This is a genomic window from Plesiomonas sp. ISS29, from assembly GCF_056522795.1.
The window spans coordinates 1,268,275-1,293,511 of sequence record NZ_JAWRZQ010000001.1 but is presented as its reverse complement, the minus strand read 5'-3'; the positions used below and the strand labels follow the sequence as shown (position 1 = coordinate 1,293,511).

The window sequence follows — 25,237 nt, the reverse complement described above, 5'->3', positions numbered from 1 at the left end:
AAAAAACCGTTTTGGTGGGAAATTTTTTGCTACTGTCTAAGCATAGTCGTGGCTTGAATGAACGCTATTTCCAAGAGAAATAATCCGTAAAACAGCCAGCAAAACACGCTTCAATACCCGCATACTTTAATACAGTGTACGACTAACTCAATACAAATTGACAGTGCGTACCCACCTTAACATCAGGCGAGATAACACCATGAGCACATCTCAATGTTGTGAAAAAAAAGCAAAAATAAATATTTCCCGAGCCACTACTGCAGATGCAGGTAAAATTGCTCCGCTCTATGTGCAATACCGCGAATTTTATCATGTAGACCCGCAACCCGAACAAGCACTGGCGTTTTTGCATGCCCGTCTGGAGCAGAACCAATCCGTTATTTTTTATGCTGAGGATGCAGAGCAAAATCCGGTTGGATTCGCCCAGCTTTATCCGGTTTTTTGCTCTTTGCAGATGAAACCGATTTGGTATTTATACGATCTGTTTGTTTCTCCAAATGCCCGCAAACAAGGCATTGGCGAAGCCCTGCTAACGCGTTGTAAACAATTTGGTAAAGAGACCGAAGCTGGCTTTATTATTTTGCAAACCGGCGTGGAAAATACCACCGCACAAGGGCTGTACGAAAAAATGGGCTATCAGCGTGATACCGAATTCTATTCGTATATTCAGGCATTATAAAAAGTGGGATTGATGCTGCTAGAAAATCAGTGGCTGATTTAATCAGCAGTAATATCTCGTTTGTTCTGCAATGCGGTTGAATTTATAACAGGATCATGCACGGACAAATCATCATTATTTATCCGTGCATATCAAATACAATCAATAACAAAATAGACACTTACCTGTTTAATACACCTGCTGGCGCTTACACTCTACGGGAATTTTGGTACTGACCGAATTCACTTTGACTAAACGATAAACACCGTCATAGTCTTCAGCAAACTCACCTTGTGGTACGTCTTCTGTTACATCTAGCACCACATAGATTGGCTGATAGGGCTGATGATTTCGCTCAACCGTTGCTTTTGCCAAATCACGAATCTGCTTTAAAGCTTCAGGTTCACCATTTAGCCAATATACGCTCGGGTCATTACAAGGCTGAAATGTCTCTACCCCCTCACCCCATACATACATTCCCTGAACCCGAATAGGATCATCAACAGCATACACACTCGATGCAGATAACATTAACGCTACGGACAGAATGATTTTTTTGATCATATTTATTTCAAGCCTCTACAACCCACATCATGTGTTTTAACAAGAAACCATACTATATTGATTGAGACAACCCTAATTAGAAAGGTTCAGAGAAAAAAATATACGGAAAGAAAATATCATGTAAATACAGGCTATTTCAGTAGTTACATTGATAAAAAACAGGGGAGATAGAGGAAAATTGTACAATAAGGTAAAACAAAAAAAACCGATATCGTGTATAACGCTAAACATCAGGCATAAAAAAAGCGGCTAGCTTTCGCTAACCGCCAGAAATAGATTTAACTATTTTGAGAACGTATCGCGCAGCGATATTAGTTCAGACGCTCTTTAATACGAGCAGACTTACCAGAACGCTCACGCAGGTAGTACAGTTTCGCTTTACGAACAGCACCACGACGCTTAACAGCCATGCTATCGATCAGTGGAGAGTGAGTCTGGAACACACGCTCAACACCTTCGCCGTTAGAGATCTTACGTACTGTGAACGCAGAATGCAGACCGCGGTTACGCTTAGCGATTACCACGCCCTCGAATGCCTGCAGACGCTTTTTGTCACCTTCAACAACCCAAACTTGTACAACTACGGTGTCACCAGGACGGAACGCAGGTACATCTTGCTTCAGCTGTTCATCTTCCAGTTGCTTAATGATATTGCTCATAATTCTCTCTTTACCCTAGAATTAACTGAATCTTTAGTTCTGCTTACTGCCCTGAGATTCCTCTTGGAACTCAGTCAGAAGCACCGCTTGCTCGTCAGTCAGAGCTAGGCTTTCTAGAAGCTCAGGTCTTCTCAGCCAAGTACGGCCCAGCGATTGCTTTAATCGCCAGCGACGGATATGCGCATGGTTCCCCGATAACAATACCGGAGGCACTTGCATCTCATCTAACACCTCAGGTCGGGTGTAGTGTGGGCAATCTAACAAGCCATTTGCAAAAGAGTCCTCTTCTGCTGACGCCTGATGACCCAGCACACCCGGAACAAACCGTGCGACTGCATCTAACAAGGTCATGGCGGGCAGCTCCCCTCCACTTAACACGTAATCGCCGATTGACCACTCTTCATCAATTTCGGTTTGGATTACGCGTTCATCTATCCCCTCGTAGCGGCCACAAACCAGAATTAACTTCTTGTTGGTTGCCAGCTCACTCACACCAGACTGATCCAATGTGCGCCCCTGCGGGGATAAATAGATAACTTTTGCACCGTCACCTGCTGCAGCTTTTGCTGCATGAATCGCATCCCGTAAAGGTTGCACCATCATCAGCATTCCCGGACCGCCCCCGAAAGGTCTGTCATCGACAGTACGGTGCCGGTCATGTGTGAAATCACGCGGATTCCAACACTCAATGCTGAGCAAGCCATTTTTTACCGCTCGGCCAGTTACCCCGAAATCGGTCACTGTTCGGAACATCTCAGGGAACAAGCTTACAATGCCTATCCACATAGGTTTCGGCCTATCCACATAGATCTATCCAAAATAGATTTAGTGCCAATACTCGTCAGATAAAACCAACGTTTTACCTGTGGGTCAGAAACCAGGATCCCACTCAACCTCAATGGTTTGGGCGGCAAGATCGACTTTTTTGATAACCTGCCCATCGAGGAACGGAATTAACCGCTCCTTAACTCCGAAAGCATCATTCAGGTTTGCTTTTACTACCATAACGTCGTTAGAGCCGGTTTCCATCATGTCGATGATTTTACCAAACTCATAACCGCTTACGTTGACTACCTTGCAACCCATCAGGTCACGCCAGTAGTAATCGCCGTTATCTAGCGCAGGCAACTGTGAAGCTTCAACAGCAATTTCCACATTGGTCATTGCGTGTGCAGCTTCGCGATCATCAATACCTTTCAGTTTGACAATCAAATCACTATTGTGATGACGCCAGCTTTCCAGCTCAGTCTCACACCATTGACCCCTGATTTTCAGATACCAAGGTTGGTATGCAAAAATGCTTTCTGAATTTTCGGTGGAAGAGTACACCCTGAGCCAACCACGAATACCGTATGTAGAGCCCAGTTTCCCAAGCACAACAGGCTCAAGCAGCTTACTCATTGTGACCACCTAGACGGATTACGCAGCTTTCTGCGCGTCTTTTAACAGCTTAGCGACACGATCAGTCATCGCAGCGCCTTGACCGATCCAATGGTTGATGCGATCCAGGTCCAGACGAACCTTTTCAGCAGAACCAGCAGCGATTGGGTTGAAAAAACCAACGCTTTCGATGAAACGGCCATCACGTGCACAACGGCTGTCAGCTACGACTACTTGATAGAACGGACGCTTTTTTGCGCCGCCACGTGCCAAACGAATAGTTACCATAACGTCCTCTTATATTAACAACAACACCCAGAGACCGTATTGAGGGTCGGCTCCGGGAGTTTGCGAAAAAGCTGTCGAATTTTACTCGTTTTAGGGTAAAAAGCAACCTACTCTCTATGATTAGCTAAAACACATTGATTTTATAGCTAAAATTAACGGCCCAGCATACCTGGTGGCAACATACCTTTCATACCACGCATCATTTTTGCCATGCCGCCTTTGCGCATTTTTTTCATCATACGCTGCATTTCGGTGAACTGTTTTAACAGACGGTTGACATCCTGGACCTGAACACCAGAACCCAGTGCGATACGGCGCTTACGTGAACCTTTAATCAGTTCAGGGTTACGGCGTTCAGCCTTAGTCATTGAGTTGATCATCGCTTCCATTTTGACGGTGACTTTGTCATCCATCTGGGCTTTGATGTTGTCAGGAAGCTGACCGGCACCCGGCAACTTCTCGAGCATGCTCATCATGCCGCCCATGCTACGCATCTGTTTTAGCTGATCGCGGAAATCTTCTAGATCAAAGCCATCGCCTTTTTTGAACTTTTCAGCCATTTTCTCGGCTTGTTCACGGTCAACGTTACGCTCAAGATCTTCAATCAGCGATAACATATCGCCCATTCCCAGAATTCGGGAGGCGACACGGTCAGGGAAGAAAGGTTCGAGGGCATCGGTTTTTTCACCCACACCCAAAAACTTAATCGGTTTACCGGTGATATGGCGAATCGACAGTGCCGCACCACCGCGCGCATCGCCATCAACTTTGGTCAGGATCACACCGGTCAGCGGTAAGGCTTCGTTAAACGCTTTGGCCGTATTTGCCGCATCTTGACCGGTCATGGCATCAACCACGAACAGCGTCTCTACCGGATTAATCGCAGCATGTACTTGCTGGATCTCTTCCATCATTTCGCTGTCAACATGCAAACGGCCGGCGGTATCGACCAGTAGCACGTCATAGAATTTTAGTTTGGCATGTTGTAAAGCCTGCGCCACGATATCAAGCGGCTTTTGCTGCGGATCGGAAGGAAAGAAATCAACCCCGACCGTTTCAGCCAGCGTTTCCAACTGTTTAATCGCCGCCGGACGATATACGTCAGCAGAAACAACCAGTACTTTTTTCTTTTTACGTTCGCGCAGGAATTTACCCAGCTTTGCCACACTGGTGGTTTTACCCGCACCCTGCAAACCGGCCATCAACACAACGGCTGGCGGTTGAGCTGCAAGGTTTAAATCATTATTTGCCTCACCCATCGAGGCTTCAAGTTCATCACGTACAATTTTGACGAACTCTTGCCCCGGCGTTAGGCTTTTGTTGACTTCCTGCCCAACGGCTCGCTCTTTAACGCGGTTAATGAACTCGCGTACCACCGGCAAGGCAACGTCAGCCTCAAGCAGCGCCATGCGAACTTCACGTAAAGTGTCTTTAATATTTTCATCAGTCAGCCGGCCACGGCCACTGATATTGCGCAGTGTGCGCGACAGTCGATCAGAAAGATTCTCAAACATCGTAGTCATTATCCGCTTGCACAGGTTCTGTGTGACTTAGTAATGGGGGGATTATACCTGATTATTCTACTTATGTGGCAGTTGCAAGGTTGGAGCATTGCCCAGAGGGCGGTATACTGAAAACTCTATTTTCAGGTTATGTGATAGCAGACACCGAAATTATGCCCCTATTCGCAACGCTTGCTTTACTCGGTTATGCCGCCTGCTTGGTGTTAATCATCCCAAGTCTGCTGCAAAAAAATGGCCCCAATAAACCGGCGGTCTTTTGTTGTGCCGGATTTGCTCTCTTGTTCCATACTCTGACGCTAAAAGAGCTAATTTTCAATGCGGTAAGTGGCCAAAATCTCAGTTTGTTAAATGTGGCCTCACTCGTCGGTTTGATTATTACCGCGTTGATGACGCTCTCTTTACTACGTTACCGTGTCTGGTTTTTAATGCCAGTGGTCTACAGTTTTGCCGGAATTAACCTTGCCGCCGCACGATTTTTACCCGGTGCATTTATTACGCACTTAGAAGCACACCCTGGTATTTTAGGCCACATCACGCTGGCACTATTTGCCTACGCAACCTTAATGATTGCTACGCTGTATGCCATTCAACTTGCTTGGCTTGATCATCGTTTAAAACATAAAAAGCTGCCCGTCAGCCCGATGTTTCCGCCGCTGATGACCGTTGAACGCCAGCTATTCCAAATCACATTAGTCGGTGAGATTCTGCTGACACTGACACTGGTTACCGGCTGGTTTTTTATCCACGATATGTTTGCTCAAGGGCAATCTCACAAAGCGGTACTTTCGCTGTTTGCATGGCTGGTGTATGGCGCGCTACTGTGGGGGCACTTTAAGCAAGGCTGGCGCGGTCGTCGCGTGGTTTATGCCAGTATTATTGGCGCATTTTTGCTGACACTGGCCTACTTTGGCAGCCGTTTTGTGCAGGAAGTGATCCTACGCTAGTGTATTTTGCTACACGGGCATCCATATCACAGGCATGTGTCGGTCTGTGTGCCGATGCCCGCAAGTCTGACTTTTTCCCTATACAATAAGAAATACTTTACGAGGGATGCAAAGCTGCTTCCTACCGTATTATCACCTTTTCACACTCACCGCACTCTGGTTTTATCTGCTTATTTGATATGAAAAAGTAGCATTAGCGCGCGGTTAAATTCATACTTATCTTCTGTTTACTCTTGAAAGGAACCATTACTTGAACGACATACATACCGGCACGCTGTTTGTTGTGCTGATTTTAATGTTGTTAATTTCTGCCTATTTCTCTGGCTCCGAAACTAGCATGATGTCTTTGAACCGTTACCGGCTGCGGCACATGGCAAAAGAGGGGCACCGCGGCGCAAAGCGTGCGGAACAACTGCTGCAACGGCCTGAGCGCTTACTCAGCCTGATCCTGATAGGTAATAACTTAGTCAATATTCTTGCCTCGGCCATTGCCACCATTCTTGGTATGCGCCTGTTTGGTGATGCCGGCGTTGCCGTGGCAACCGGTGTTCTGACACTGGTTGTTCTGATCTTTTCAGAAGTGATGCCAAAAACCATTGCCGCGCTGTATCCGGAAAAAATCGCCTTCCCAAGTACGTTTTTGTTGTCTTTGCTGTTAAAGCTGATGATGCCTATCGTACTGCTGACCAATTTGATCACCAGTGGTTTAATGCGGCTGTTTGGTTTGCGCTCTGATGTGAAAAATGAGGCATCAGTTAGCAAAGAAGAGCTGCGCACCATTGTGTATGAAGCCGGCCCACGCATTACCCGCCGTAATCAGGATATGCTGCTGTCTATCTTTGATCTTGAGCAGATCACGGTAGAAGATATTATGGTGCCGCGTAATGAAGTGGTCGGTATTGATATTAATGATGACTGGAAGAGCATTGTCCGCCAGCTCAATCATGCCCAACATGCGCGCTTAGTGTTGTACCGTGATACTTTTGACAACGCCATTGGTATGCTGCGTGTACGGGAAGCCTACCGGCTGATGATGGAAAAAAATGAGTTCAATAAAGAGACCTTGCTGCGCGCCACCGATGAGATCTACTTTGTGCCGGAAGGTACGCCGCTGAATGTTCAGCTCATCAAATTTCAGCGCAATAAACAGCGTTTTGGCTTAGTTGTAGATGAATACGGTGATATTCAGGGGCTGATCACGCTGGAAGATATTCTCGAAGAGATTGTTGGTGAATTTACCACGTCAATGTCACCTACACTGGCTGACGAAACCACTCCCCAGAGTGACGGCACAATTTATGTTGATGGCTCGGCCAATATTCGTGATCTGAACAAAGCATTTGGCTGGGATTTTCCAACCACCGGCCCGCGCACAATGAATGGATTGCTGCTTGAGCATCTGGAAGATATTCCCGAACTTGGCACCAGTGTGCATTTATACGGCAATCAAATTGATATTCTGGCAGTCAGCGATAACATGATTAAACAGGTGAGAATTCACCCAAAAACCAGCGCTACCAACTAGGTTCAGACTGATTAAAACAAAAAGCCCTGCGCATAACACGTGTGCAGGGCTTTTTTATGGATGTTATTTACAGGTAAAAAACATTAACGCTAAAACATGATGTTAGCGGGTAGCTAATGCCTTTAACTGCGCTTCATCAAGTGCCAGTTCACTGTTTGAGTTGGCCACAATACCGCGCGTAATAACCTGCGCGGCAATGGCCTGCGCCTCGCTCAGCGAGTGCATGCTGCAAGTGCCGCACTGGTACTCATTGAGTTCAGGAATATCCGACTGCTGCTGTACAGCCACCACATCGTGCATCGCGGCTAGCCATGCGGCGGCAACACGAGCTTCATCTGGCGCACCGATCAGGCTCATATAGAATCCGGTACGGCAGCCCATCGGTGAGATATCAATAATTTCAACACCCTGACCGTTTAAATGATCACGCATAAATCCGGCAAACAGGTGCTCAAGGGTGTGAATACCCTTTTCACTCAGCAACTCTTGGTTCGGGATGCAAAAACGTAAATCAAAAACGGTAATGGCATCCCCGTGCGGCGTTTGCATGGTTTTTGCAATGCGAACGGCCGGTGCTTTCATTCGGGTATGATCAACAGTAAAGCTATCCAATAACGGCATGCGTTTGACTTCCTTGACTATTTTATCTTGTGTGAAAAAAAATAAATTTATTTGCCTGAATCGGGAAACCTTTTAGCACTGTGTCGGTCTTAATTTACAGTAAGACGCGCTATTTGTTGTCATCACATCCCTGAATACACCTGCAGAGATGTTATTTTTAGCCACATCGGTTGATGTGGCTTTTTTTTATCCCGCAAAAACCCTAGCACCAGTTTAAAATCGGCTATTACCCTTTCTGGCTGGCTAAGTAATCATCAAAGTTAAGGGTATCTGCTGCTTCAATTGCCGCTTGCTTAGCAAAAGAGTCGGCCTGTTCCTGCGCAAACTGCGCATCAGAAAGCATTTCCAACGCTTCACTGGATAACTGTTGCTGATACTGTTTTGCCAACGCCAAACCAAAACCGCTAATCCCCTTTGCCAGCACCTGATCCAGCACTTGTGCTGAGAGCGTCAAAGACGGATCAGCAAAACTTTTCATCAGTTTAGTACACAACTGCTGATAGGTATCAGAATCTGCGCCATCAAGCACTGTGGCCACACTCAGCAGATCAGCAAACAAACGCTGACCAACATCAGCCAATGGTTGACGTGTTTCATCACAACCTACACCGATTGTTTGACCCGGTTTACGCCCTTCAAGGATCACCCTATTCCAGTTTTTACGGCAACAGAGTAACTCGCTTTCACTCATTTCCGGCGCATCGGCCAGCGCACACCAAATCATAAACAGATCTAAGAAGCGTACCTGCTCGGCATCAATACCAATGGCCGAGAACGGGTTATTATCGAGCGCCCGCACTTCAATATACTGAATACCGCCGCGCAATAACGCATCAGACGGTGACTCTCCAGCAAGCGTGACACGCTTAGGCCGAATCGGGGCATAAAACTCGTTCTCAATTTGCAGCACATTGCTGTTGAGCTGACGGTATTTATCCCCAACTTTAACGCCAATATTGGCATATTGCTGTGATGGCTGATGAATCGCTTTTTTCAGCGCATCCACATACGGGCGCAACTGATTAAAGGTGATACCAAGCTTGCTCTGCTCTTTATTGGTATAGCCCAGATCGCTCATTCGCAATGATGTGGCATACGGCAGATACATCAACCCTTTGCTGTTTGACTCAAACGGCAGCACATCTTCACGCCCAGCAATAAACGAGCGGCACAGTGCCGGAGAAGCACCAAATAGATACGGGATCACCCAGCCAAAGCGGTAATAGTTACGAATGAGCTTTAAATAGCCGTCAGAGATCTTATCTTGCAGAGCCTGCGGCTCAAGATCATGGCCAAACCTTGCCAGCCAAAAGCTATCCGGCAGCGAGAAATTATAGTGCACACCGGAGATCACCTGCATCAGTGCGCCGTAACGATTTTTCAGCCCCTCACGGTAGAGCGTTTTCAGGCGGCCGATATTCGATTTACCGTATTGCGCCAGAACAATGTCACTCTCTTTGCCGATAAAACAGGGCATACTGAGTGGCCAGAACAGCTCATCACCGATATTACGTGCGGTATAACGCTGAATATCGCGCAGAAATGTGAGCAGACTGTCAACATCCCGCTCAACTGGCGTGATAAATTCAAGCAAACTCTCTGCAAAGTCAGTGGTGATCCAGCTGTGGGTCAGGGCAGAGCCTAACGCCGCAGAGTGGCCAGTTTGAGCCAAATGACCATCAGGCGTAATCCGCAGCGTTTCACGCTCGATACCCCGCCCCAGACCTTGAACGACATGTGGGTTTGCTGCTAACCATGAGAGTGCAGCAGATACGTCAGGAATCAAAATAACCCTTCCTTCAACCAACCTGAACTTTTGATCTGATAAGGATACTGGTTAAATGCCCAAATTTCTACGGTATAACAATCGGTTACTCTTTATACTACAGGGTAAATATATGGTTAACACCTTGAAATATAAGTGCAACGACAAGATAACGTAACATTTTCCCCCATAAAATAAACAGCGTAGCCGGCCAAAAAGAGAGCCGAAACCATCCCGCCAGCAGGCACAAAACATCGCCAATAAGTGGCAACCAGCTAAACAGTAATGACCAGACACCGTATTTTTTTACCCAACGGGTAGCCGTAGTCAGACCACGCTGTGGTGCAATTTCAGCAACCCCGCGTCCCATCAGCAAACTCACCACACTTCCGAGCGTATTTCCCAAAGAGGCAACCACAATAAGCTGCCATACAGGCCACTGGGCCTGCTGTAAAAGCATCACCAACAGAACTTCAGAATTTCCCGGAAGCAGCGTGGCGCTAAGAAAACTGCTCAGCAGCAAGCCCCACAGCCCGCTGCTGGCTATCCACGTATCAAATGCCGCAAGCATTAGGCCAGCGTTCGCACATCAACCACCGCCATTCCTGCACTGAGGGCGGCCTGAATACCAAAATCTGCATCCTCAAACACCACACAATGCTCAGGCGCAATACCCATCCGCGATGCACAGAGTAAAAACGTATCTGGATTCGGTTTGTGCGCGGTCACATCATTTGCACCAACCAGCACATCAAAATAGTGGCGTAACCCCATATGCTGCAAAATAGCCTCAGCCATTGCGGTATCACTGCCAGTACCTACCGCCATCGGGCGGCGGCCATGATACGACTTTACCACCTCAATCAACGGCAACGGCTCACACATGTCAAACAGATACTTTTGCGATTGCTGCATCTTCTCTTTGGCCAACGCCACCGCATTCAAATCAGCACCATGGCGATCAATAATTGACTGAGCAATTGACCATGTCGGCGCGCCACTGAGTGATGCCATCAGCTCTGGCTCATATGGCAGACCATATTTTCCCAAGATCTCTATCCATGCCTGACGATGCGCGGGCAGTGACTCGATAATTGTGCCATCCATATCAAAAATCAGCCCTTGGTAGCTATCGTACATAACAACTCCTACTTAACAGGGCTACGCCCTCAACCGCACCACACTGGTGCAAACAAGATTACTGTACCGTAATCCTCTGTCGCTTGCAGCGGCCGTATACTATTTTGTGATGCTTTCACCGGTTTATGCAATGCCTTGAGTACTCACTACGTCAGCGCAAACTCAAGCATACAACACAATAAATAGAAGAAAAAAAAGACAAAAACTAAACATTCAAGAAAGGGAAAGAACAAAGAGACTCAAATAGATTTAAAGATTTAAAGATTTAAAGATTCAAAGATTCAAAGATTCAAAGATTCAAAGATTCAAAGATTCAAAGATTCAAAGATTCAAAGATTCAAAGATTCAAAGATTCAAAGATTCAAAGATAAGAAGCATAAAACATTGATAAACGCAGGAAAATCTTAACAACACAAAATTGTTCACCTTCAGCAACCGCCAAACGCAAAAAGCCCCGTCATTGACGGGGCTTTTCACTAAGATGGTGCATCTGAGAGGATTCGAACCTCTGACCGCTCGGTTCGTAGCCGAGTACTCTATCCAGCTGAGCTACAGATGCAGAGTCTGTTTTTAACTTATCACCCCGAAAAAATAGCCTGATAACTCAGCAATACTCTTTCCGCAGCAATCTTTGTATGGTGCATCCGAGAGGATTCGAACCTCTGACCGCTCGGTTCGTAGCCGAGTACTCTATCCAGCTGAGCTACGGATGCAAGAGTATTTCACTAACTTAACGTTTTCCATTTGCGTTTAACTACGCTCAACGAAAAAAGCTGTTCACGATAATGGCAATAACAATAACTCATATCGTGCAGATAAAAGATGGTGCATCCGAGAGGATTCGAACCTCTGACCGCTCGGTTCGTAGCCGAGTACTCTATCCAGCTGAGCTACGGATGCGCTCATTAACTCTTTTATCCTCATGATTAACAGCAATTTATCTGCTAACCATGCCTTGCAAATAACTATACGCTTATCAAAAGCAGAGTACACCGCTAGAGTGCCGCTGTTATGTAAGAATATGTTAATTTATGGTGCATCTGAGAGGATTCGAACCTCTGACCGCTCGGTTCGTAGCCGAGTACTCTATCCAGCTGAGCTACAGATGCAAAATACTGAGCCATTCTACTTGCATGACAAAAAAAGCAAAGTGGTGCATCCGAGAGGATTCGAACCTCTGACCGCTCGGTTCGTAGCCGAGTACTCTATCCAGCTGAGCTACGGATGCATCGAAAAGTGCTTTTCGTGCTTTGCAAAAGAATGGCGGTGAGAGAGGGATTCGAACCCTCGATAGAGTTTCCCCTATACACCCTTAGCAGGGGTGCGCCTTCAGCCTCTCGGCCATCTCACCGTGTGCTTTAATCAACCGCGCTAACTTACGTTGCCGCGATTAATTGCTATAAATGGTGCATCTGAGAGGATTCGAACCTCTGACCGCTCGGTTCGTAGCCGAGTACTCTATCCAGCTGAGCTACAGATGCACTGCATATTCCCTATGACCGCATACAAATTGAATGGTGCATCTGAGAGGATTCGAACCTCTGACCGCTCGGTTCGTAGCCGAGTACTCTATCCAGCTGAGCTACAGATGCAATTCAAAATGGCGGTGAGAGAGGGATTCGAACCCTCGATAGAGTTTCCCCTATACACCCTTAGCAGGGGTGCGCCTTCAGCCTCTCGGCCATCTCACCGGCGTTGTGTGGCGCACATATTACTTTCCCTGCTTTATAAGTCAAACACTTTTGGTGTACTCACTGGCAAAATGCCATCAATTGCACATTTAACAGACAATATGCTGATTTTTCAGTTCATTTATCTCAATGCTGCCGAGTAAATCTCAGGGGAGTGGATTGTTTCTGCATTTCAAAAATACGTATTTTTTAATTTTCTATAACAATAAAACCGAGAGAAACCCCGTTTTGTGATCGCTCGGTATTTTTTATTCGGTGAAGGCGGTGAAAATACTCTGCTGAACAACCGATATATTGTAGGTATATTTAACATTAAGCGGAAAATTACCCGCCGATACCACTGCGATAGACAGAAAAAAGAGATGAAAGATGAAAGATGAAAGATGAAAGATGAAAGATGAAAAGAGTAAGAGAAATTGGCGTCCTACCAAAATATTATGCAAGACGCACTAGAGTCGTTAATAACCATCACTGACGAGACAATCGGGCGATTAAACGTCAGTAATTCGGTATTAATACGTTGGTTGCTGTGATTTTTCAGCCTGAATACGCTGATAAATCTCTTCGCGGTGTACCGATACTTCTTTTGGTGCATTCACACCGATGCGAACTTGGTTCCCTTTTACACCTAAGACGGTGACGGTGACTTCATCACCAATCATCAGGGTCTCACCAACTCGACGAGTCAGAATTAGCATTCTTTGCTCCTTGAACTAATAGCTTCTGTGTCAGCATTATACTGACATTATCCAATATAAGTCACAAAAACGTAAGCGTATCTGCAAAAGTTCTTGCTTACTTAATTTATAAAACTTGGTCCTTGCTGCCTAACTCTGCCCTAATCTATGCAACTTTCTGCAATTTTATTGTGGCATTAGTATCGGTATTAGCAAGCGACGTACCGCACAAAAATTAAAACGTACTGACTAAAATATGCAATCAGTACGTTTATTTTCACGAGGTTACGTGATTACAGACGTTCAGTAACCCACGCTTGCACAGACGCTAATGCCTCAGGCAATGCCTGTACATCAGAACCGCCAGCTTGCGCCATGTCAGGACGACCGCCGCCTTTACCGCCTACTTGTAGAGCGAGCATGTTAACCAGTTCACCTGCTTTAACACTGCCAACCAGATCTTTGGTCACTCCAGCAATCAGGCTGACTTTATCGTCTTGTGCTAAGCCTAGCACTACTATGCCTGAACCGAGCTGATTTTTCAGATCGTCAACCATGGTACGCAGCGCTTTGGCATCTCCGCCCTGAAGCAAACTGACCAGCAGCTTAGTTCCTTTGACGTCAACGGTATTATGCACCAAGTTGGCGCTCTCTTGAGCTGCAGCTTTATCTTTCAATTGTTGCAATTCTTTTTCTAATTGCTTGCTGCGATCAAGCAGTGCACGCAGTTTATCCGCAACACTAAACGCATCGGATTTAACCAGTTGTGCCGCATCATCAAGCTGATCTTGCTGGCGCTCGGTAAAGTCAATTGCGCCTTGCCCTGTCACCGCTTCAAGGCGACGAACGCCGGCAGCAATGCCGCTTTCAGAGGTAATGCGGAACAAACCGATGTCACCGGTACGGGTAGCATGTACGCCGCCACACAGTTCCGTCGAGAAGTTACCCATGCTCAGCACACGCACTTTTTCTTCATATTTTTCACCAAATAACGCCATTGCGCCTTTGGTTTTGGCCTCTTCCAGATCAACAATTTCGGTGTTGATCAAATGGTTTTGGCGGATTTGTGCATTAACCAGCCGCTCAACAGCACGCAGCTCATAGGCTTTCATGGCTTCAAAATGTGAGAAGTCAAAGCGCAGGCTTTCAGCGGTAACCAGCGAGCCTTTTTGAGCAACATGCTCACCCAATACCTGACGCAATGCGGCATGTAACAGGTGGGTTGCAGAGTGGTTTAGACTGATTTTTTCACGGCGCTCAGCATCAACAAGGGTGTCTAAGGTGTCACCGATGTTTACACTCCCTGACACCAGTTTACCGACATGGCCAAAAGCATTGCCGTATTTTTGGGTATCAGTAACGCTAAATGTGGCATTAGCTGATTGCAGCTGGCCGCTATCGCCTACCTGACCGCCGGATTCTGCATAAAATGCGGTTTGATCCAACACGATGATGGCATCATCACCTGCAGCAATCTGTTCAACGGCCTGACCTTCACGGAACAGTGCAACAACACGGCCCTGATGTGTGGTGGCGGTATAGCCATGGAATTGGGTCTGGCTATCAACTCGGATCATGGCATTGTAATCAGCGCCAAAGTTGCTGGCAGCTTGTGCACGTTCACGTTGTGCTTTCATTGCGACATCAAAACCCGCTTCATCAACGGTCAGATTGCGCTCACGGCACACATCTGCGGTTAAATCGAGCGGGAATCCGTAGGTGTCGTACAGTTTGAAGGCAGTTTCACCATCAAGCACATTTCCAGTCAGGTTAGCCAGTGCATCATCAAGTAGCATCAGGCCGCGCTCTAGAGTACGAGCAAATTGCTCCTCTTCCAGACGCAAGATTTTCTCGACCAGCGCTTGCTGCTGTTGCAGTTCATTCGCGGCATCGCCCATAACGGCAATCAGCGTTCCTACTAACTTATAGAAGAAAGTCTCTTTCGCGCCAAGAATATGACCATGGCGAACCGCACGACGGATGATCCGGCGTAACACGTAACCGCTGCCTTCGTTTGATGGGATTACACCATCAGACACTAAGAACGCACATGAACGGATATGGTCGGCAATCACGCGCAGTGATTTACTGTTCAGATCGGTCGATCCGGTAATTTCAGCCGCTTTTGCAATCAAGGTTTGGAACACGTCAATCTCATAGTTGGAGTTGACATGCTGCATCACCGCGGTGATCCGCTCCAGACCCATACCGGTATCAACAGAGGGTTTTGGCAGCGGAAGCAGTGTGCCATCTGACTGACGGTTGAACTGCATAAATACGTTATTCCAGATCTCGATGTAACGGTCACCATCTTCTTCTGGGCTTCCCGGTGGGCCGCCCCAGATGTGATCACCGTGGTCATAGAAGATCTCGGTGCACGGGCCGCAAGGGCCGGTATCACCCATTTGCCAGAAGTTATCAGAGGCGTAAGGTGCGCCTTTGTTGTCACCGATACGGATAATACGTTCTTCCGGCACGCCAATTTCTTTGGCCCAGATATCAAACGCTTCATCGTCAGTGGCATACACGGTTACCCACAGCTTCTCTTTTGGCAGGGCTAACCACTGTGCTGAAGTGAGGAACTCCCAGGCATAACGAATAGCATCATGCTTGAAGTAATCACCAAAGCTGAAGTTACCCAACATCTCAAAAAAGGTGTGATGACGTGCGGTATAACCTACGTTTTCAAGGTCATTATGCTTACCACCGGCACGTACACAACGCTGTGATGTTGTCGCACGGGTGTACGGACGTTTATCAAGACCAAGGAAAACATCCTTGAACTGGTTCATCCCCGCGTTGGTAAACATCAGTGTTGGGTCATTGTCTGGAACGAGTGAGCTACTAGACACGACTTGGTGCCCTTTGCTCTGGAAGAAGTCGAGATAAGCTTTACGGATCTCGGCAGTGCTTTTGCTCATGCAGCTAAATCCTGAGTCAGAGTAAATCACTTGGGGTATCTGTTCGGTACGACTGCATCACGCTGTCGTACTGGAAATACCAATATCAAAGTGCGGATAAATAAATTTTCTCACACATGACGTACATTCTGGTAGCACTTTCCCACGATAAAATGCGCTTTACCATGCTTTACGGCAGTGAATTACCATAACGAGTGAATATCTTCCTGATAAAAGCCACGATACAACATAAAGCGGATGATTTTACTACGCTGTTCACGAGCAGTCGGCAGCGGTTCACCAAAGCGCCGGTAGGCTATCTGTTTGGCTAATTCAGCCCAATCAACGTCGGTTTTTGCCAGTGCATCTTGAATGATTTCACCGCTCACCCCACGCTGACGCAGTTCTTGTTCGATACGGCGCGGGCCATGCCCTTTATGGCTACGGCTGCGGATAAACAGCCCGGCAAAGCGGTTGTCATCAACCCAGTGCTGTTGTTCGCAGTGTTCGAGAACCTCATCGAGCGCCAGATCAAAGGCAACTTGTGTTGTTGGCAGTGCACTTTGTGTAGTGAAGTGCAGTGTGGCTTTGGCCGGTTGGCGACGGGCAGATTTAGACTTTGCAGCAAAACTAGATGCGGTATGTGCGGGCTTATAAGCTACTTTTTGTTCACGGGGATGATCGGCAGATTCTGAGAACCGGGTATCTGCTGATGAGTCGTCATCAGTAGTAGGTTCTGAAATAAACAGCGCCGCTAATTTGCGGCGCAGTTCGGTCTGGCTATGTTCGCGCTGAGCCAAAAGCCGCAGCGCGCTGTTGAGTAACGCGGTATTCATTAAAACTCGTCGTTCAGGCTGTCATCAGCATCATCTGATTTTTCAGTTTCGCTCACCGCGCCTTCGGTGCTGGTCAGCAGCAATTCACGCAGTTTCACGTCGATCTCTTGACCGATTTCTGCGTGTTCTTGCAGGTATTTCATGGAGTTTGCTTTACCCTGACCGATTTTGTCGCCCTGATAGCTGTACCATGCGCCTGATTTTTCAATCAGTTTATGTTTAACGCCGAGATCGATAAGCTCACCCTCTTTCGAGATCCCGCCGCCATAGATAATCTGGAATTCAGCCTGACGGAACGGTGGTGACACTTTATTTTTGACAACTTTAACGCGGGTTTCGTTACCGACAACCTCATCGCCCTCTTTCACCGCACCAATTCGGCGGATATCGAGGCGGACAGAGGCGTAGAACTTCAGTGCGTTACCACCGGTGGTGGTTTCAGGGTTACCGAACATAACACCAATTTTCATGCGGATCTGGTTGATAAAAATCACCAAACAGTTGGCACTTTTGATGTTACCAGTCAGTTTACGCAGTGCTTGTGACATTAAACGCGCTTGCAGGCCGACGTGTGAATCACCCATTTCGCCTTCAATTTCAGCTTTAGGTGTCAGTGCGGCAACGGAGTCAACAATAATGACATCCACCGCGCCGGAACGAACCAATGCATCACAAATTTCTAATGCTTGTTCACCGGTATCAGGCTGAGAGATCAACAGATCATCAACTTGCACGCCCAGTTTTGCGGCATACAGCGGATCGAGCGCATGCTCGGCATCAATAAACGCACAGGTTTTGCCTGCACGTTGTGCTTGGGCAATCACTGACAGTGTCAGGGTAGTTTTACCTGAGGATTCAGGACCAAAAATTTCAACGACTCGGCCCATCGGCAAACCGCCGATGCCCAGCGCAATATCGAGGCCTAATGAACCGGTAGAGACAGATTCAATATCAAGCGTTTTGGTATCGCCCAAACGCATGATTGAGCCTTTACCAAATTGCTTCTCGATTTGTCCTAACGCTGCAGCCAGTGCTTTTTGTTTATTTTCGTCCATTATGTATCCCCACGCATCAGTCACTCGTTTTGTTGTGTGTCAGTATACTGTATAGTCATACAGTATCAAGCCCTGTTTAAAAGAGAAATTCATTTAACAGGGTTTGCAGCGCAAAATGCACCGCTTGCATGCGGACAAGTGCTCTATCCCCCGAAAAGTGCTGTTGGCAAGCCAACGTACGCCCTGTGCGGCTTGCAAAGGCAAACCATACTGTGCCAACCGGCTTTTCTGCAGAGCCGCCAGCAGGCCCAGCAATACCACTGACCGCAACTGCAACATCAGCCTCTGACATGTGCAATGCGCCGTGCACCATTTCGCAGACGGTAGGTTCACTTACCGCACCATAGGTATCAAGCGTCAGCCACGAAACACCGAGCATCTGGTGTTTTGATTGGTTGGTGTAGGTGATAAAGCCGCGATCAACATAGTCGGAGCTGCCGGCAATCTCGGTCAGCGCGGTGATGATCCCGCCACCAGTACAAGATTCTGCGGTGGCAACATGCCAGCCCAGCTCGCGCAGGCGCGCCCCGACAGCATGGCTGATGTCAGTGGCGGAATATTGCGCATGTAGTGCCGAGGTATCTGGCTGCCAAGTGTCGGATGACGGCATATCGGATGAAGGCATAGTTATACAATCCTTATCACGGTGATGTCAGGTGCCGGCGATATTGCAGACTGACGGTATGTATGCGATGAGCTTAAATAGCGCTATTTTTAACTAGTGCTCGCGCTTAAAACTCGCCACAGATGTTTTGGCTAGTGTAGCGGGTGTTTTGGCAAGTGTAGCGGGTTTTGCCAGCGTCGGGAGCTCGCCGCTTAAGCCACAGGCATGACGAATCAAACGCGGTTTTACACCGGGTAGGTGATCGGCCAGCAGCAACCCTACATCACGCAGTAATTTTTTTGCTGGATTTGCACCATCAAACAACGTTTTGAACCCTTGCATACTGGCCAGCATCAGTGCAGCCTCACTTTTTCGCCAGCGCTCGTAACGGCGCAGGTGGTGGTGTCGGCCAATATCTTTGCCACTTTGCTGCAAGCGGAGCAGCTCTTGTGCCAGTGCAGCGGCATCTTGCAGACCAAGGTTCACGCCTTGCCCGGCTAACGGGTGGATAGTGTGCGCGGCATCACCGACCAAGGCGACACGATGCGCAGCAAAACTGCGAGCATATCTGGCGGTCAGTGGGATCGCTTTACGTGCAGATATCACCTGACAGCGGCCTAAGCGGGCATCAAACGCGGCAGTCAGGGCGGCATTGAATTCATTTTCCGACATCGCTTGTAACTGCTCGGCCTCTGCCGGAGGCAGTGACCAGACGATAGAGCAAAGATCCGGCGCATTCAGCGGTAAAAAGGCCAGCGGACCTTGCGGGCGGAAAATTTGGCGCGCACATTGCTGGTGCGGCTGTTCAACCCGCACGTTAGCCACCAGTGCGCTGTGGCCGTAATCCCAAAATGTCAGCGGAATATCAGCCTGCTGACGCAGCCATGAGTGCGCACCATCAGCGCCAACCAGTAAGCGGGTGGTCAGCATTTGCCCGTTATCCAGCGTGAGAAATGCTTCGTTATCACCAAAGACTGCCTGCTGTAATGTAGCCGGTACAATCAGGGTGACGTTGCTCTGAGCTCTGACTTTTTCCCACAACGCGAGCTGAATGACTCGGTTTTCGATAATGTGGCCCAAAGCGGGAGCGGCAATTTCATCGGCAGTGAAGTGAATACGGCCAAAGCTGTCTTGCTCCCAAACTTCCATCTGCTGATAAGATGCGGTGCGCTGCGGTTCAATACGCGGCCAAACATCAAGATGCATGAGGATATTCTGGCTGGCCAGATTTAGGGCTGAAACCCGCACATCAGGCTCATCGGTCAGCGTGGTATCAGGCTGCTGACTTTCGAGTACGGCAATCCGCAACGGGCTGTCTTGCAGTGCGGCGGCCAGAGTTAACCCAACCATTCCGCCGCCAATAATGACAATATCAAACGCTTGCACTGCAGTAACCTCTTGTTTTATCAATGGGAAAAAATGCACTGAACGGCTCTGCATCCCCCAACGTTTTGTTGTTATATGCCGTTACGCTGATGCCCAGTGAGAAATACCGTTATTAGGCATAAAAGAGCACATATTATAAAGGATAATAAAACAGTGCATCGGCAAATGCTGACTACCCGAGCATTTTACGGGCTAATGATTCGCGCCACGGCGTGCAGTGCTGCATGGCCATTAGCCCTAGATTACGGCCCGCAACGAGCGGAAGGTGGCTGTTGGCAAACAGGTGTAGCAGACCGTCAGTCATGGCAATGGTGTTGTGCTGATCTTGGCGACGCTGTTGCTGATAAGCACTGAGAACAGGATAACGCCCAAGATCACTCTCGCCGTTTTCCAGCGCATTAGCAAGGGTGTGTGCCAGTGCCATAACATCACGCAGCCCCAGATTAAAACCCTGCCCGGCGATCGGATGCAGCATTTGTGCCGCATTCCCGACAATCGCCACCCGATGGTGAATATGCTGTGTCGGATAACGCAGGCTCAGTGGGTAAGCGCTGCGCGGGCTCGCATGAGTAAAACGGCCCAGCCGCCAACCAAAAGCCTGTTGCAGTTCATAGAGAAACTCACTTTCACTCCACGCCAATACCGATGATTGTGCTGCCAGAGGGTGACACCATACCAGTGAACAGGTGTGTCCGCGCCCCGCAGCAAGGTTAACAGGAAGCAGCGCCAACGGGCCGTGAGGGGTAAAACGCTCAAATGCGCCCCCCTGATGCGGCAAGGCGGTTTGCACGTTGGCAATAATGGCAACTTGATCATACGGCTGGTTTTGAGTTTTAGCCTGACAAGCCTGTAATACCGTTGAGTGCGTACCATCGGCGGCCACCAGCAGTTGAGCCGAAAGTGTGCGGCCGCTGTGCAGAGTCACGGTAACGTGTTCGGCAGTACGCTGAATCTGTTCAACGCTATCTGGGCAGTGCCAATGAATGGCCGGCCGCTGCTGCAACTGCTGCAGTAGCACCTCACCTACACCGGTTAGACCGACCACATGCCCTAGGGCATCAAGCCCATAATCAGCAGCGTGCAACTCGACCATTCCAGCATGCCCACGATCAGAGACGTGGATCTGGGTGATGGGTTCAGCCTGTGCCTGTAGTGCCGGCCACAACCCGATAGCGGCTAATTGCTGGCACGTGCCGTGCGCTAGTGCAATGCTGCGCGCATCGAAACCAGAACCCGACATGGTTTCCGGTGCTTGCGCTTCAATGATATCAATGTGCACCTGCCCTTGGCACAGGGTATCCAAGGCGATCGCCAGCGTTGCGCCCGCCATGGCACCACCCACAATAATGACTGAAGCAGGCATCACTTATGCCCCCTGTTGATGGTGTTCGGCGCTAGCCATCAGTGCTTCAATATCATCAATGTGTTTAGGTACGCCGGCGGTCAGCACATCATTACCTTGCGCAGTAATCAGCAGATCATCTTCAATACGGATCCCGATTCCGCGATATTGAGCTGGTACGTCAGCATCGGGCGCGATATATAAACCCGGCTCAACGGTAATCACCATGCCCGCTTGTAACGTGCGATCACGGGCGGGGCTCTGGTAATCCCCTACATCGTGAACATCTAACCCAAGCCAGTGGCTTAAGCCATGCATATAAAACGGCTGATAGGCTTTTTCGGCAATCAGCGTGGCAATATCACCGTGCAAAATACCCAATTTTACCAAGCCCTCGACCATGATGTTGATCACGATATCGTTGGCTGATTTAATCGAATTACCGGGGATCAGGTGTTCAATTGCCGCCAACTCGGCGCGCAGCACAATGTCATACAGGGCGCGCTGTTCTGGTGAGAATTTACCGCTAACAGGGAACGTACGGGTAATATCACCAGCATAGCCTTGATACTCGGCACCGGCATCAATCAAGACCAGATCACCAGCACGCAACTCACTCTCATTTTCGGTGTAGTGTAAAATACACCCATTATCGCCACGGCCAACAATCGTACCGTAGGCAGGAAAACGCGCGCCACTGCGGTTAAATTCGTGATGAATTTCAGCTTCCAGATGGTATTCAAACAGCCCCGGACGCGCGCATTGCATCGCCCGACAATGCCCACGGGCTGATATCTCAGCCGCCGTGCGCATCAACGCAATTTCGGCATCTGATTTAAACAGACGCATTTCATGCACCAGTGGCCGCCAATCATACTGGGTATTAATCGGCTGCAAACCCTGACGAAACCCGTTACGCAATGCTGCCAGTGTGCGGCTGACCGCAAGGTCAGCGTAAGCATATTCACCTTCAGCGTGATACAACGCCGATAGGCCATTAAGCAGCATAGGTAGCTGCTGCTCAAGACTATCGTAGCTAAAGGCTTCATCAACAGCTAACGCCGCCAGTGCTGGTTGCTGCCCTAAACGGCGACCATGCCAGATCTCTGCCAGCTTATCATTAACGCGGTTGAACAATATGGTCTGTGTTTTTTGATCGCGCTTAATCAAAATCAGCGCAGCTTCCGGCTCATTGAAGGTAGTAAAGTACCAAAAATCACTGTTTTGGCGGAAAGGATAATCACTGTCGCGGCTGCGGGTTCGCTCTGGTGCGGCAAAAAAAATCGCGGCACTGTTCTCGACCATTTGCGCCAACAATGCTTGGCGGCGACTGACTACCTGCTGAATATCCATCTCATTATCCTTCTGAGCCGTGCGGTAACATGCTGGTTGCCGCCGCCGGCTATTTATTGATTTATAGGCTGCTTATCGATAGTGATTAAACCAAGCCCGCGCTATCGCGCATATATCCACATGACACTGCAATCTGGCAGCATGACCTTAGCATTATGATCAATAGTATTATGATCAATGCAATGTGGGTTTGCTGTTTTCACCGGCTAATGGCTGTTCGGCAAATGCATTGAAACAGAGCATTGCCGCCATACGAACGTATTCGGCGACCTCTTCGAGTGATTGCGCCAGCTCTTCTTGATCTTCCTCTTCGTCGTACCCCAGTTGTGAGATATTAACCAGATCATCAATCACTTCGCCCACTTCATCGGGTGTCTTCTTTAAATCAGGCTGGGCAATACCCAAACCGACCAGAAATTGGCTTACCCATTCGGCCAGTGCATCTACTCTGTCAAAGACAGATTCATCATCACTTGGCAAAAACAGATCAAAGCCAAACTCATCATCGTTTAGAGTTTGTTTGATGTTCAGCTGCATAGCCTGAACCTGCTGCAATAGCGTGCTTGGATAGGCCTGACCTTCGTTGGTCAGGTCATATAAACTGGCCTTCCAGCTATCATCTTTTATCCCGCCACACAGAAATCCACTCAGCAATCCGTGCAGTTCGGCTGCGCTAATGGCAATGCCTTGACTCATCAGGGTTGCACAGAATGTTGGATAATCTGAAATTGCCGTTGTATTCATGTATTAAGATTCCATTTTACGGTATAAAGCGGGAATTGATATTGGTATGCTATCACCAGCCCACGCCTGCGACCAGAACGTGCATGCACCTTTCTCGTGAATATGCACTCAAAAAGTGCGAGCGAAAAGTCGGTGTGCAGTCATGCATGTATCGGAAACAGGTTATCACGTAAGAAACCAGGCAGGAGCTTGGCATGAGCACAGCAGAACCGGTTGATATTCAAATTCTCGGACGATTAATCCGAGTCAACTGCCCAGAAGAGCAGAAACAGGCGCTTGCGCTTTCTGCAGATGATCTCAATAAGCGGTTGCAAGAGCTAAAACAACGCACTAAAGTAACTAATACAGAGCAGCTAGCACTCATTGTGGCACTGAATATGGTGAATGAGCTTGCTCAAGAGCGCCGCAAGACTCAAGAGTACGCAGCCAGTATGGAACAGCGGATCCGTATGTTGCAAAGTACCATTGAGCAGGCATTAGTTGAACAGGGACAGTTAACGCATACGCGGCACGGAGAGAACGCAAGATTCGAATAATGTGCTTTTTAAATCGGTAATAAACTGGTATAAAAGCATTAAGTTCTGAATTATGCGAACAACGCGTATATTTTATGCTAGGTTTTATATGAGCGCATAAGTTTTACTTGAGCGCGTGCATAGTATAAAGAACTCTACAAATTTGTCCCTGAGATGTTCGTCAGCGGGTTCGTCCCCTGAGCCGATATTCAATCTCTACAGAGCCTGTCGACTCTGCGACCGGTGAGCATGCTCAGCTTGCTGAGAAGCCTAAAAGTTGCAACGGTAGGCTCACCTTGAACCCCGGGTTCAAGGGCTACCACCCGTAGCGGCATCTTGGGGACATCCACTTCGCTTTTCCTATCCTCATAACAGCTTTGTGTGTTGTCTGTTTTCGGTCAATCTGATTGGAATATTCAGTGAACACCTTACCTTTATCTTCACCTCAACCACCGTCTTCACAACAACAACGCCAGCATTTACGCCAGCAAATTCGCACCCAACGCCAACAACTAAGCCCTGCTCAACAACACATTGCCGCCGAAACACTGGCCTTAAAAGCACTCAAACACCCTTTTTTTCGGGATGCACAGCAGATTGCACTCTATCTTGCTGTAGACGGGGAATTAAACACGCTTCCGCTAATTCATGTTTTATGGCAGTGCCATAAACAAGTTTATCTGCCGGTGTTGCACCCGTTTTCTGCCGGAAATTTGCTGTTTTTGGCTTATAACCCAGATACCCGCATGACACTTAACCGCTACAACATTGCTGAACCTCAACTGGATGTCCGTAATATCGTACCCGCTTCGGCACTGGATTTGATCTGTACTCCGTTGGTGGCATTTGATGATCACGGCCACCGTTTGGGGATGGGCGGCGGGTTTTACGATCGAACGCTGGCTGCATTTATGCCAACCAAAGCAGCGGTATCCCCCCAAAAAGTACCGCAGATTATCGGGCTGGCGCATGATTTCCAGCGGGTAAATGCCGTGCCGCAAGAGGCATGGGATATTCCGCTGCCCGCGATACTCACGCCGCAACACCAGTGGCACTGGTGAATTTAC

General features: G+C 48.3%; 24 protein-coding genes, 9 tRNA genes and 1 other RNA gene. 6 read left to right on the top strand and 28 right to left on the bottom strand.

Going from position 1 to position 25,237, the window contains the following annotated elements; genetic code table 11:
• The first annotated feature begins 199 nt into the window (after positions 1-199).
• Positions 200-679, top strand: a complete 480-nt coding sequence (locus AC1HDJ_RS05770) for a GNAT family N-acetyltransferase (RefSeq protein WP_479534087.1) — start codon at positions 200-202, stop codon at positions 677-679.
• A gap of 168 nt (positions 680-847) precedes the next feature.
• Here AC1HDJ_RS05770 and AC1HDJ_RS05765 read toward each other — a convergent pair whose 3' ends face one another.
• The 6 genes from AC1HDJ_RS05765 to ffh form a co-directional block, all read right to left on the bottom strand.
• The gene (locus AC1HDJ_RS05765; protein WP_479534085.1) at positions 848-1,222 is read right to left on the bottom strand and encodes a hypothetical protein; all 375 of its coding nucleotides are present in this window, start codon (positions 1,220-1,222) and stop codon (positions 848-850) included.
• Positions 1,223-1,533: 311 nt separating this feature from the next.
• Positions 1,534-1,881 (bottom strand): 50S ribosomal protein L19, encoded by a 348-nt coding sequence (rplS, locus tag AC1HDJ_RS05760; protein WP_438622501.1) that lies wholly within the window; start codon positions 1,879-1,881, stop codon positions 1,534-1,536.
• A gap of 33 nt (positions 1,882-1,914) precedes the next feature.
• Positions 1,915-2,667 (bottom strand): tRNA (guanosine(37)-N1)-methyltransferase TrmD, encoded by a 753-nt coding sequence (trmD, locus tag AC1HDJ_RS05755; RefSeq protein ID WP_479534082.1) that lies wholly within the window; start codon positions 2,665-2,667, stop codon positions 1,915-1,917.
• Positions 2,668-2,751: 84 nt separating this feature from the next.
• Positions 2,752-3,282: a ribosome maturation factor RimM gene (gene rimM / locus AC1HDJ_RS05750; RefSeq protein WP_438622499.1), complete on the bottom strand. Its 531-nt coding sequence runs from the start codon at positions 3,280-3,282 to the stop codon at positions 2,752-2,754.
• 18 nt (positions 3,283-3,300) lie between these two features.
• Positions 3,301-3,549, bottom strand: coding sequence for a 30S ribosomal protein S16 (rpsP, locus tag AC1HDJ_RS05745; RefSeq protein WP_438622498.1), 249 nt, complete (start codon positions 3,547-3,549; stop codon positions 3,301-3,303).
• Positions 3,550-3,701: 152 nt separating this feature from the next.
• The gene (ffh, locus tag AC1HDJ_RS05740) at positions 3,702-5,063 is read right to left on the bottom strand and encodes a signal recognition particle protein (RefSeq protein ID WP_438635465.1); all 1,362 of its coding nucleotides are present in this window, start codon (positions 5,061-5,063) and stop codon (positions 3,702-3,704) included.
• A 161-nt stretch (positions 5,064-5,224) separates the two neighbouring features.
• Here ffh and AC1HDJ_RS05735 point away from each other — a divergent pair, with 161 nt between their 5' ends.
• Both AC1HDJ_RS05735 and AC1HDJ_RS05730 read left to right on the top strand, forming a co-directional pair.
• Positions 5,225-6,016, top strand: coding sequence for a cytochrome C assembly family protein (locus AC1HDJ_RS05735; RefSeq protein WP_479534079.1), 792 nt, complete (start codon positions 5,225-5,227; stop codon positions 6,014-6,016).
• A gap of 250 nt (positions 6,017-6,266) precedes the next feature.
• On the top strand, positions 6,267-7,541 hold the full coding sequence (locus AC1HDJ_RS05730) for a CNNM domain-containing protein (RefSeq protein WP_479534077.1): 1,275 nt from the start codon (positions 6,267-6,269) through the stop codon (positions 7,539-7,541).
• Between the two features lie 102 nt (positions 7,542-7,643).
• Here the strand turns inward: AC1HDJ_RS05730 and luxS are convergent, their stop codons facing one another.
• The 22 genes from luxS to AC1HDJ_RS05620 all read right to left on the bottom strand — a co-directional run bounded on the left by luxS (position 7,644) and on the right by AC1HDJ_RS05620 (position 23,655).
• Positions 7,644-8,162, bottom strand: coding sequence for an S-ribosylhomocysteine lyase (luxS, locus tag AC1HDJ_RS05725; protein ID WP_479534075.1), 519 nt, complete (start codon positions 8,160-8,162; stop codon positions 7,644-7,646).
• Between the two features lie 226 nt (positions 8,163-8,388).
• Positions 8,389-9,948, bottom strand: coding sequence for a glutamate--cysteine ligase (gene gshA / locus AC1HDJ_RS05720; RefSeq protein ID WP_479534073.1), 1,560 nt, complete (start codon positions 9,946-9,948; stop codon positions 8,389-8,391).
• A gap of 97 nt (positions 9,949-10,045) precedes the next feature.
• Positions 10,046-10,498: a YqaA family protein gene (locus AC1HDJ_RS05715; protein ID WP_479534071.1), complete on the bottom strand. Its 453-nt coding sequence runs from the start codon at positions 10,496-10,498 to the stop codon at positions 10,046-10,048.
• Positions 10,498-11,067, bottom strand: a complete 570-nt coding sequence (gene yqaB / locus AC1HDJ_RS05710) for a fructose-1-phosphate/6-phosphogluconate phosphatase (protein ID WP_479534069.1) — start codon at positions 11,065-11,067, stop codon at positions 10,498-10,500. The genes AC1HDJ_RS05715 and yqaB overlap by 1 nt, the downstream gene beginning before the upstream one ends.
• A 482-nt stretch (positions 11,068-11,549) precedes the next feature.
• Positions 11,550-11,626 (bottom strand) — tRNA-Arg (locus AC1HDJ_RS05705).
• Between the two features lie 77 nt (positions 11,627-11,703).
• Positions 11,704-11,780, bottom strand: a tRNA-Arg gene (locus tag AC1HDJ_RS05700).
• 110 nt (positions 11,781-11,890) lie between these two features.
• Positions 11,891-11,967, bottom strand: a tRNA-Arg gene (locus AC1HDJ_RS05695).
• A 132-nt stretch (positions 11,968-12,099) separates the two neighbouring features.
• Positions 12,100-12,176, bottom strand: a tRNA-Arg gene (locus AC1HDJ_RS05690).
• A 42-nt stretch (positions 12,177-12,218) separates the two neighbouring features.
• Positions 12,219-12,295 (bottom strand) — tRNA-Arg (locus AC1HDJ_RS05685).
• Between the two features lie 33 nt (positions 12,296-12,328).
• Positions 12,329-12,418 (bottom strand) — tRNA-Ser (locus AC1HDJ_RS05680).
• A gap of 53 nt (positions 12,419-12,471) precedes the next feature.
• A tRNA-Arg gene (locus AC1HDJ_RS05675) sits at positions 12,472-12,548 on the bottom strand.
• Between the two features lie 34 nt (positions 12,549-12,582).
• A tRNA-Arg gene (locus AC1HDJ_RS05670) sits at positions 12,583-12,659 on the bottom strand.
• A 9-nt stretch (positions 12,660-12,668) separates the two neighbouring features.
• Positions 12,669-12,758, bottom strand: a tRNA-Ser gene (locus AC1HDJ_RS05665).
• Positions 12,759-13,270: 512 nt separating this feature from the next.
• On the bottom strand, positions 13,271-13,456 hold the full coding sequence (gene csrA, locus AC1HDJ_RS05660) for a carbon storage regulator CsrA (protein ID WP_438622490.1): 186 nt from the start codon (positions 13,454-13,456) through the stop codon (positions 13,271-13,273).
• A 272-nt stretch (positions 13,457-13,728) separates the two neighbouring features.
• On the bottom strand, positions 13,729-16,356 hold the full coding sequence (alaS, locus tag AC1HDJ_RS05655; protein WP_479534066.1) for an alanine--tRNA ligase: 2,628 nt from the start codon (positions 16,354-16,356) through the stop codon (positions 13,729-13,731).
• 182 nt (positions 16,357-16,538) lie between these two features.
• Complete coding sequence (locus tag AC1HDJ_RS05650) at positions 16,539-17,171, bottom strand: regulatory protein RecX (RefSeq protein ID WP_479534064.1); 633 nt, start codon at positions 17,169-17,171, stop codon at positions 16,539-16,541.
• Positions 17,171-18,226, bottom strand: a complete 1,056-nt coding sequence (gene recA, locus AC1HDJ_RS05645; RefSeq protein WP_479534062.1) for a recombinase RecA — start codon at positions 18,224-18,226, stop codon at positions 17,171-17,173. The genes AC1HDJ_RS05650 and recA overlap by 1 nt, the downstream gene beginning before the upstream one ends.
• 76 nt (positions 18,227-18,302) lie before the next feature.
• Positions 18,303-18,851, bottom strand: a complete 549-nt coding sequence (pncC, locus tag AC1HDJ_RS05640; protein WP_479534060.1) for a nicotinamide-nucleotide amidase — start codon at positions 18,849-18,851, stop codon at positions 18,303-18,305.
• Positions 18,852-18,944: 93 nt separating this feature from the next.
• Positions 18,945-20,216, bottom strand: coding sequence for an FAD-dependent 2-octaprenylphenol hydroxylase (locus AC1HDJ_RS05635; protein WP_479537022.1), 1,272 nt, complete (start codon positions 20,214-20,216; stop codon positions 18,945-18,947).
• A 172-nt stretch (positions 20,217-20,388) separates the two neighbouring features.
• On the bottom strand, positions 20,389-21,579 hold the full coding sequence (gene ubiH, locus AC1HDJ_RS05630) for a 2-octaprenyl-6-methoxyphenyl hydroxylase (protein ID WP_479534058.1): 1,191 nt from the start codon (positions 21,577-21,579) through the stop codon (positions 20,389-20,391).
• A 3-nt stretch (positions 21,580-21,582) separates the two neighbouring features.
• A complete protein-coding gene (pepP, locus tag AC1HDJ_RS05625) occupies positions 21,583-22,911 on the bottom strand; it encodes a Xaa-Pro aminopeptidase (protein ID WP_479534056.1) in 1,329 nt (442 codons plus the stop codon).
• A gap of 174 nt (positions 22,912-23,085) precedes the next feature.
• The gene (locus AC1HDJ_RS05620; RefSeq protein WP_479534054.1) at positions 23,086-23,655 is read right to left on the bottom strand and encodes a YecA/YgfB family protein; all 570 of its coding nucleotides are present in this window, start codon (positions 23,653-23,655) and stop codon (positions 23,086-23,088) included.
• Positions 23,656-23,849: 194 nt separating this feature from the next.
• On the opposite strand from AC1HDJ_RS05620, the gene zapA reads away from it, so the two are divergent.
• The 3 genes from zapA (at position 23,850) to AC1HDJ_RS05605 (ending at position 25,231) form a co-directional block, all read left to right on the top strand.
• The gene (zapA, locus tag AC1HDJ_RS05615) at positions 23,850-24,191 is read left to right on the top strand and encodes a cell division protein ZapA (RefSeq protein ID WP_438622481.1); all 342 of its coding nucleotides are present in this window, start codon (positions 23,850-23,852) and stop codon (positions 24,189-24,191) included.
• Between the two features lie 142 nt (positions 24,192-24,333).
• Positions 24,334-24,517, top strand: a non-coding RNA gene (gene ssrS, locus AC1HDJ_RS05610) — 6S RNA.
• A gap of 72 nt (positions 24,518-24,589) precedes the next feature.
• Positions 24,590-25,231 (top strand): 5-formyltetrahydrofolate cyclo-ligase, encoded by a 642-nt coding sequence (locus AC1HDJ_RS05605; protein ID WP_479534051.1) that lies wholly within the window; start codon positions 24,590-24,592, stop codon positions 25,229-25,231.
• The last annotated feature ends 6 nt before the right edge of the window (positions 25,232-25,237 follow it).

What these genes read in the sequence shown, in the direction of transcription:
- AC1HDJ_RS05770 (WP_479534087.1), top strand. Translation starts at nt 200, where the DNA reads ATGAGCACATCTCAATGTTGTGAAAAAAAAGCAAAAATAAATATTTCC.
- AC1HDJ_RS05765 (WP_479534085.1), bottom strand. Translation starts at nt 1,222, where the DNA reads ATGATCAAAAAAATCATTCTGTCCGTAGCGTTAATGTTATCTGCATCG.
- rplS (WP_438622501.1), bottom strand. Translation starts at nt 1,881, where the DNA reads ATGAGCAATATCATTAAGCAACTGGAAGATGAACAGCTGAAGCAAGAT.
- trmD (WP_479534082.1), bottom strand. Translation starts at nt 2,667, where the DNA reads ATGTGGATAGGCATTGTAAGCTTGTTCCCTGAGATGTTCCGAACAGTG.
- rimM (WP_438622499.1), bottom strand. Translation starts at nt 3,282, where the DNA reads ATGAGTAAGCTGCTTGAGCCTGTTGTGCTTGGGAAACTGGGCTCTACA.
- rpsP (WP_438622498.1), bottom strand. Translation starts at nt 3,549, where the DNA reads ATGGTAACTATTCGTTTGGCACGTGGCGGCGCAAAAAAGCGTCCGTTC.
- ffh (WP_438635465.1), bottom strand. Translation starts at nt 5,063, where the DNA reads ATGTTTGAGAATCTTTCTGATCGACTGTCGCGCACACTGCGCAATATC.
- AC1HDJ_RS05735 (WP_479534079.1), top strand. Translation starts at nt 5,225, where the DNA reads ATGCCCCTATTCGCAACGCTTGCTTTACTCGGTTATGCCGCCTGCTTG.
- luxS (WP_479534075.1), bottom strand. Translation starts at nt 8,162, where the DNA reads ATGCCGTTATTGGATAGCTTTACTGTTGATCATACCCGAATGAAAGCA.
- AC1HDJ_RS05715 (WP_479534071.1), bottom strand. Translation starts at nt 10,498, where the DNA reads ATGCTTGCGGCATTTGATACGTGGATAGCCAGCAGCGGGCTGTGGGGC.
- yqaB (WP_479534069.1), bottom strand. Translation starts at nt 11,067, where the DNA reads ATGTACGATAGCTACCAAGGGCTGATTTTTGATATGGATGGCACAATT.
- csrA (WP_438622490.1), bottom strand. Translation starts at nt 13,456, where the DNA reads ATGCTAATTCTGACTCGTCGAGTTGGTGAGACCCTGATGATTGGTGAT.
- alaS (WP_479534066.1), bottom strand. Translation starts at nt 16,356, where the DNA reads ATGAGCAAAAGCACTGCCGAGATCCGTAAAGCTTATCTCGACTTCTTC.
- AC1HDJ_RS05650 (WP_479534064.1), bottom strand. Translation starts at nt 17,171, where the DNA reads ATGAATACCGCGTTACTCAACAGCGCGCTGCGGCTTTTGGCTCAGCGC.
- recA (WP_479534062.1), bottom strand. Translation starts at nt 18,226, where the DNA reads ATGGACGAAAATAAACAAAAAGCACTGGCTGCAGCGTTAGGACAAATC.
- pncC (WP_479534060.1), bottom strand. Translation starts at nt 18,851, where the DNA reads ATGCCTTCATCCGATATGCCGTCATCCGACACTTGGCAGCCAGATACC.
- ubiH (WP_479534058.1), bottom strand. Translation starts at nt 21,579, where the DNA reads ATGCCTGCTTCAGTCATTATTGTGGGTGGTGCCATGGCGGGCGCAACG.
- pepP (WP_479534056.1), bottom strand. Translation starts at nt 22,911, where the DNA reads ATGGATATTCAGCAGGTAGTCAGTCGCCGCCAAGCATTGTTGGCGCAA.
- AC1HDJ_RS05620 (WP_479534054.1), bottom strand. Translation starts at nt 23,655, where the DNA reads ATGAATACAACGGCAATTTCAGATTATCCAACATTCTGTGCAACCCTG.
- zapA (WP_438622481.1), top strand. Translation starts at nt 23,850, where the DNA reads ATGAGCACAGCAGAACCGGTTGATATTCAAATTCTCGGACGATTAATC.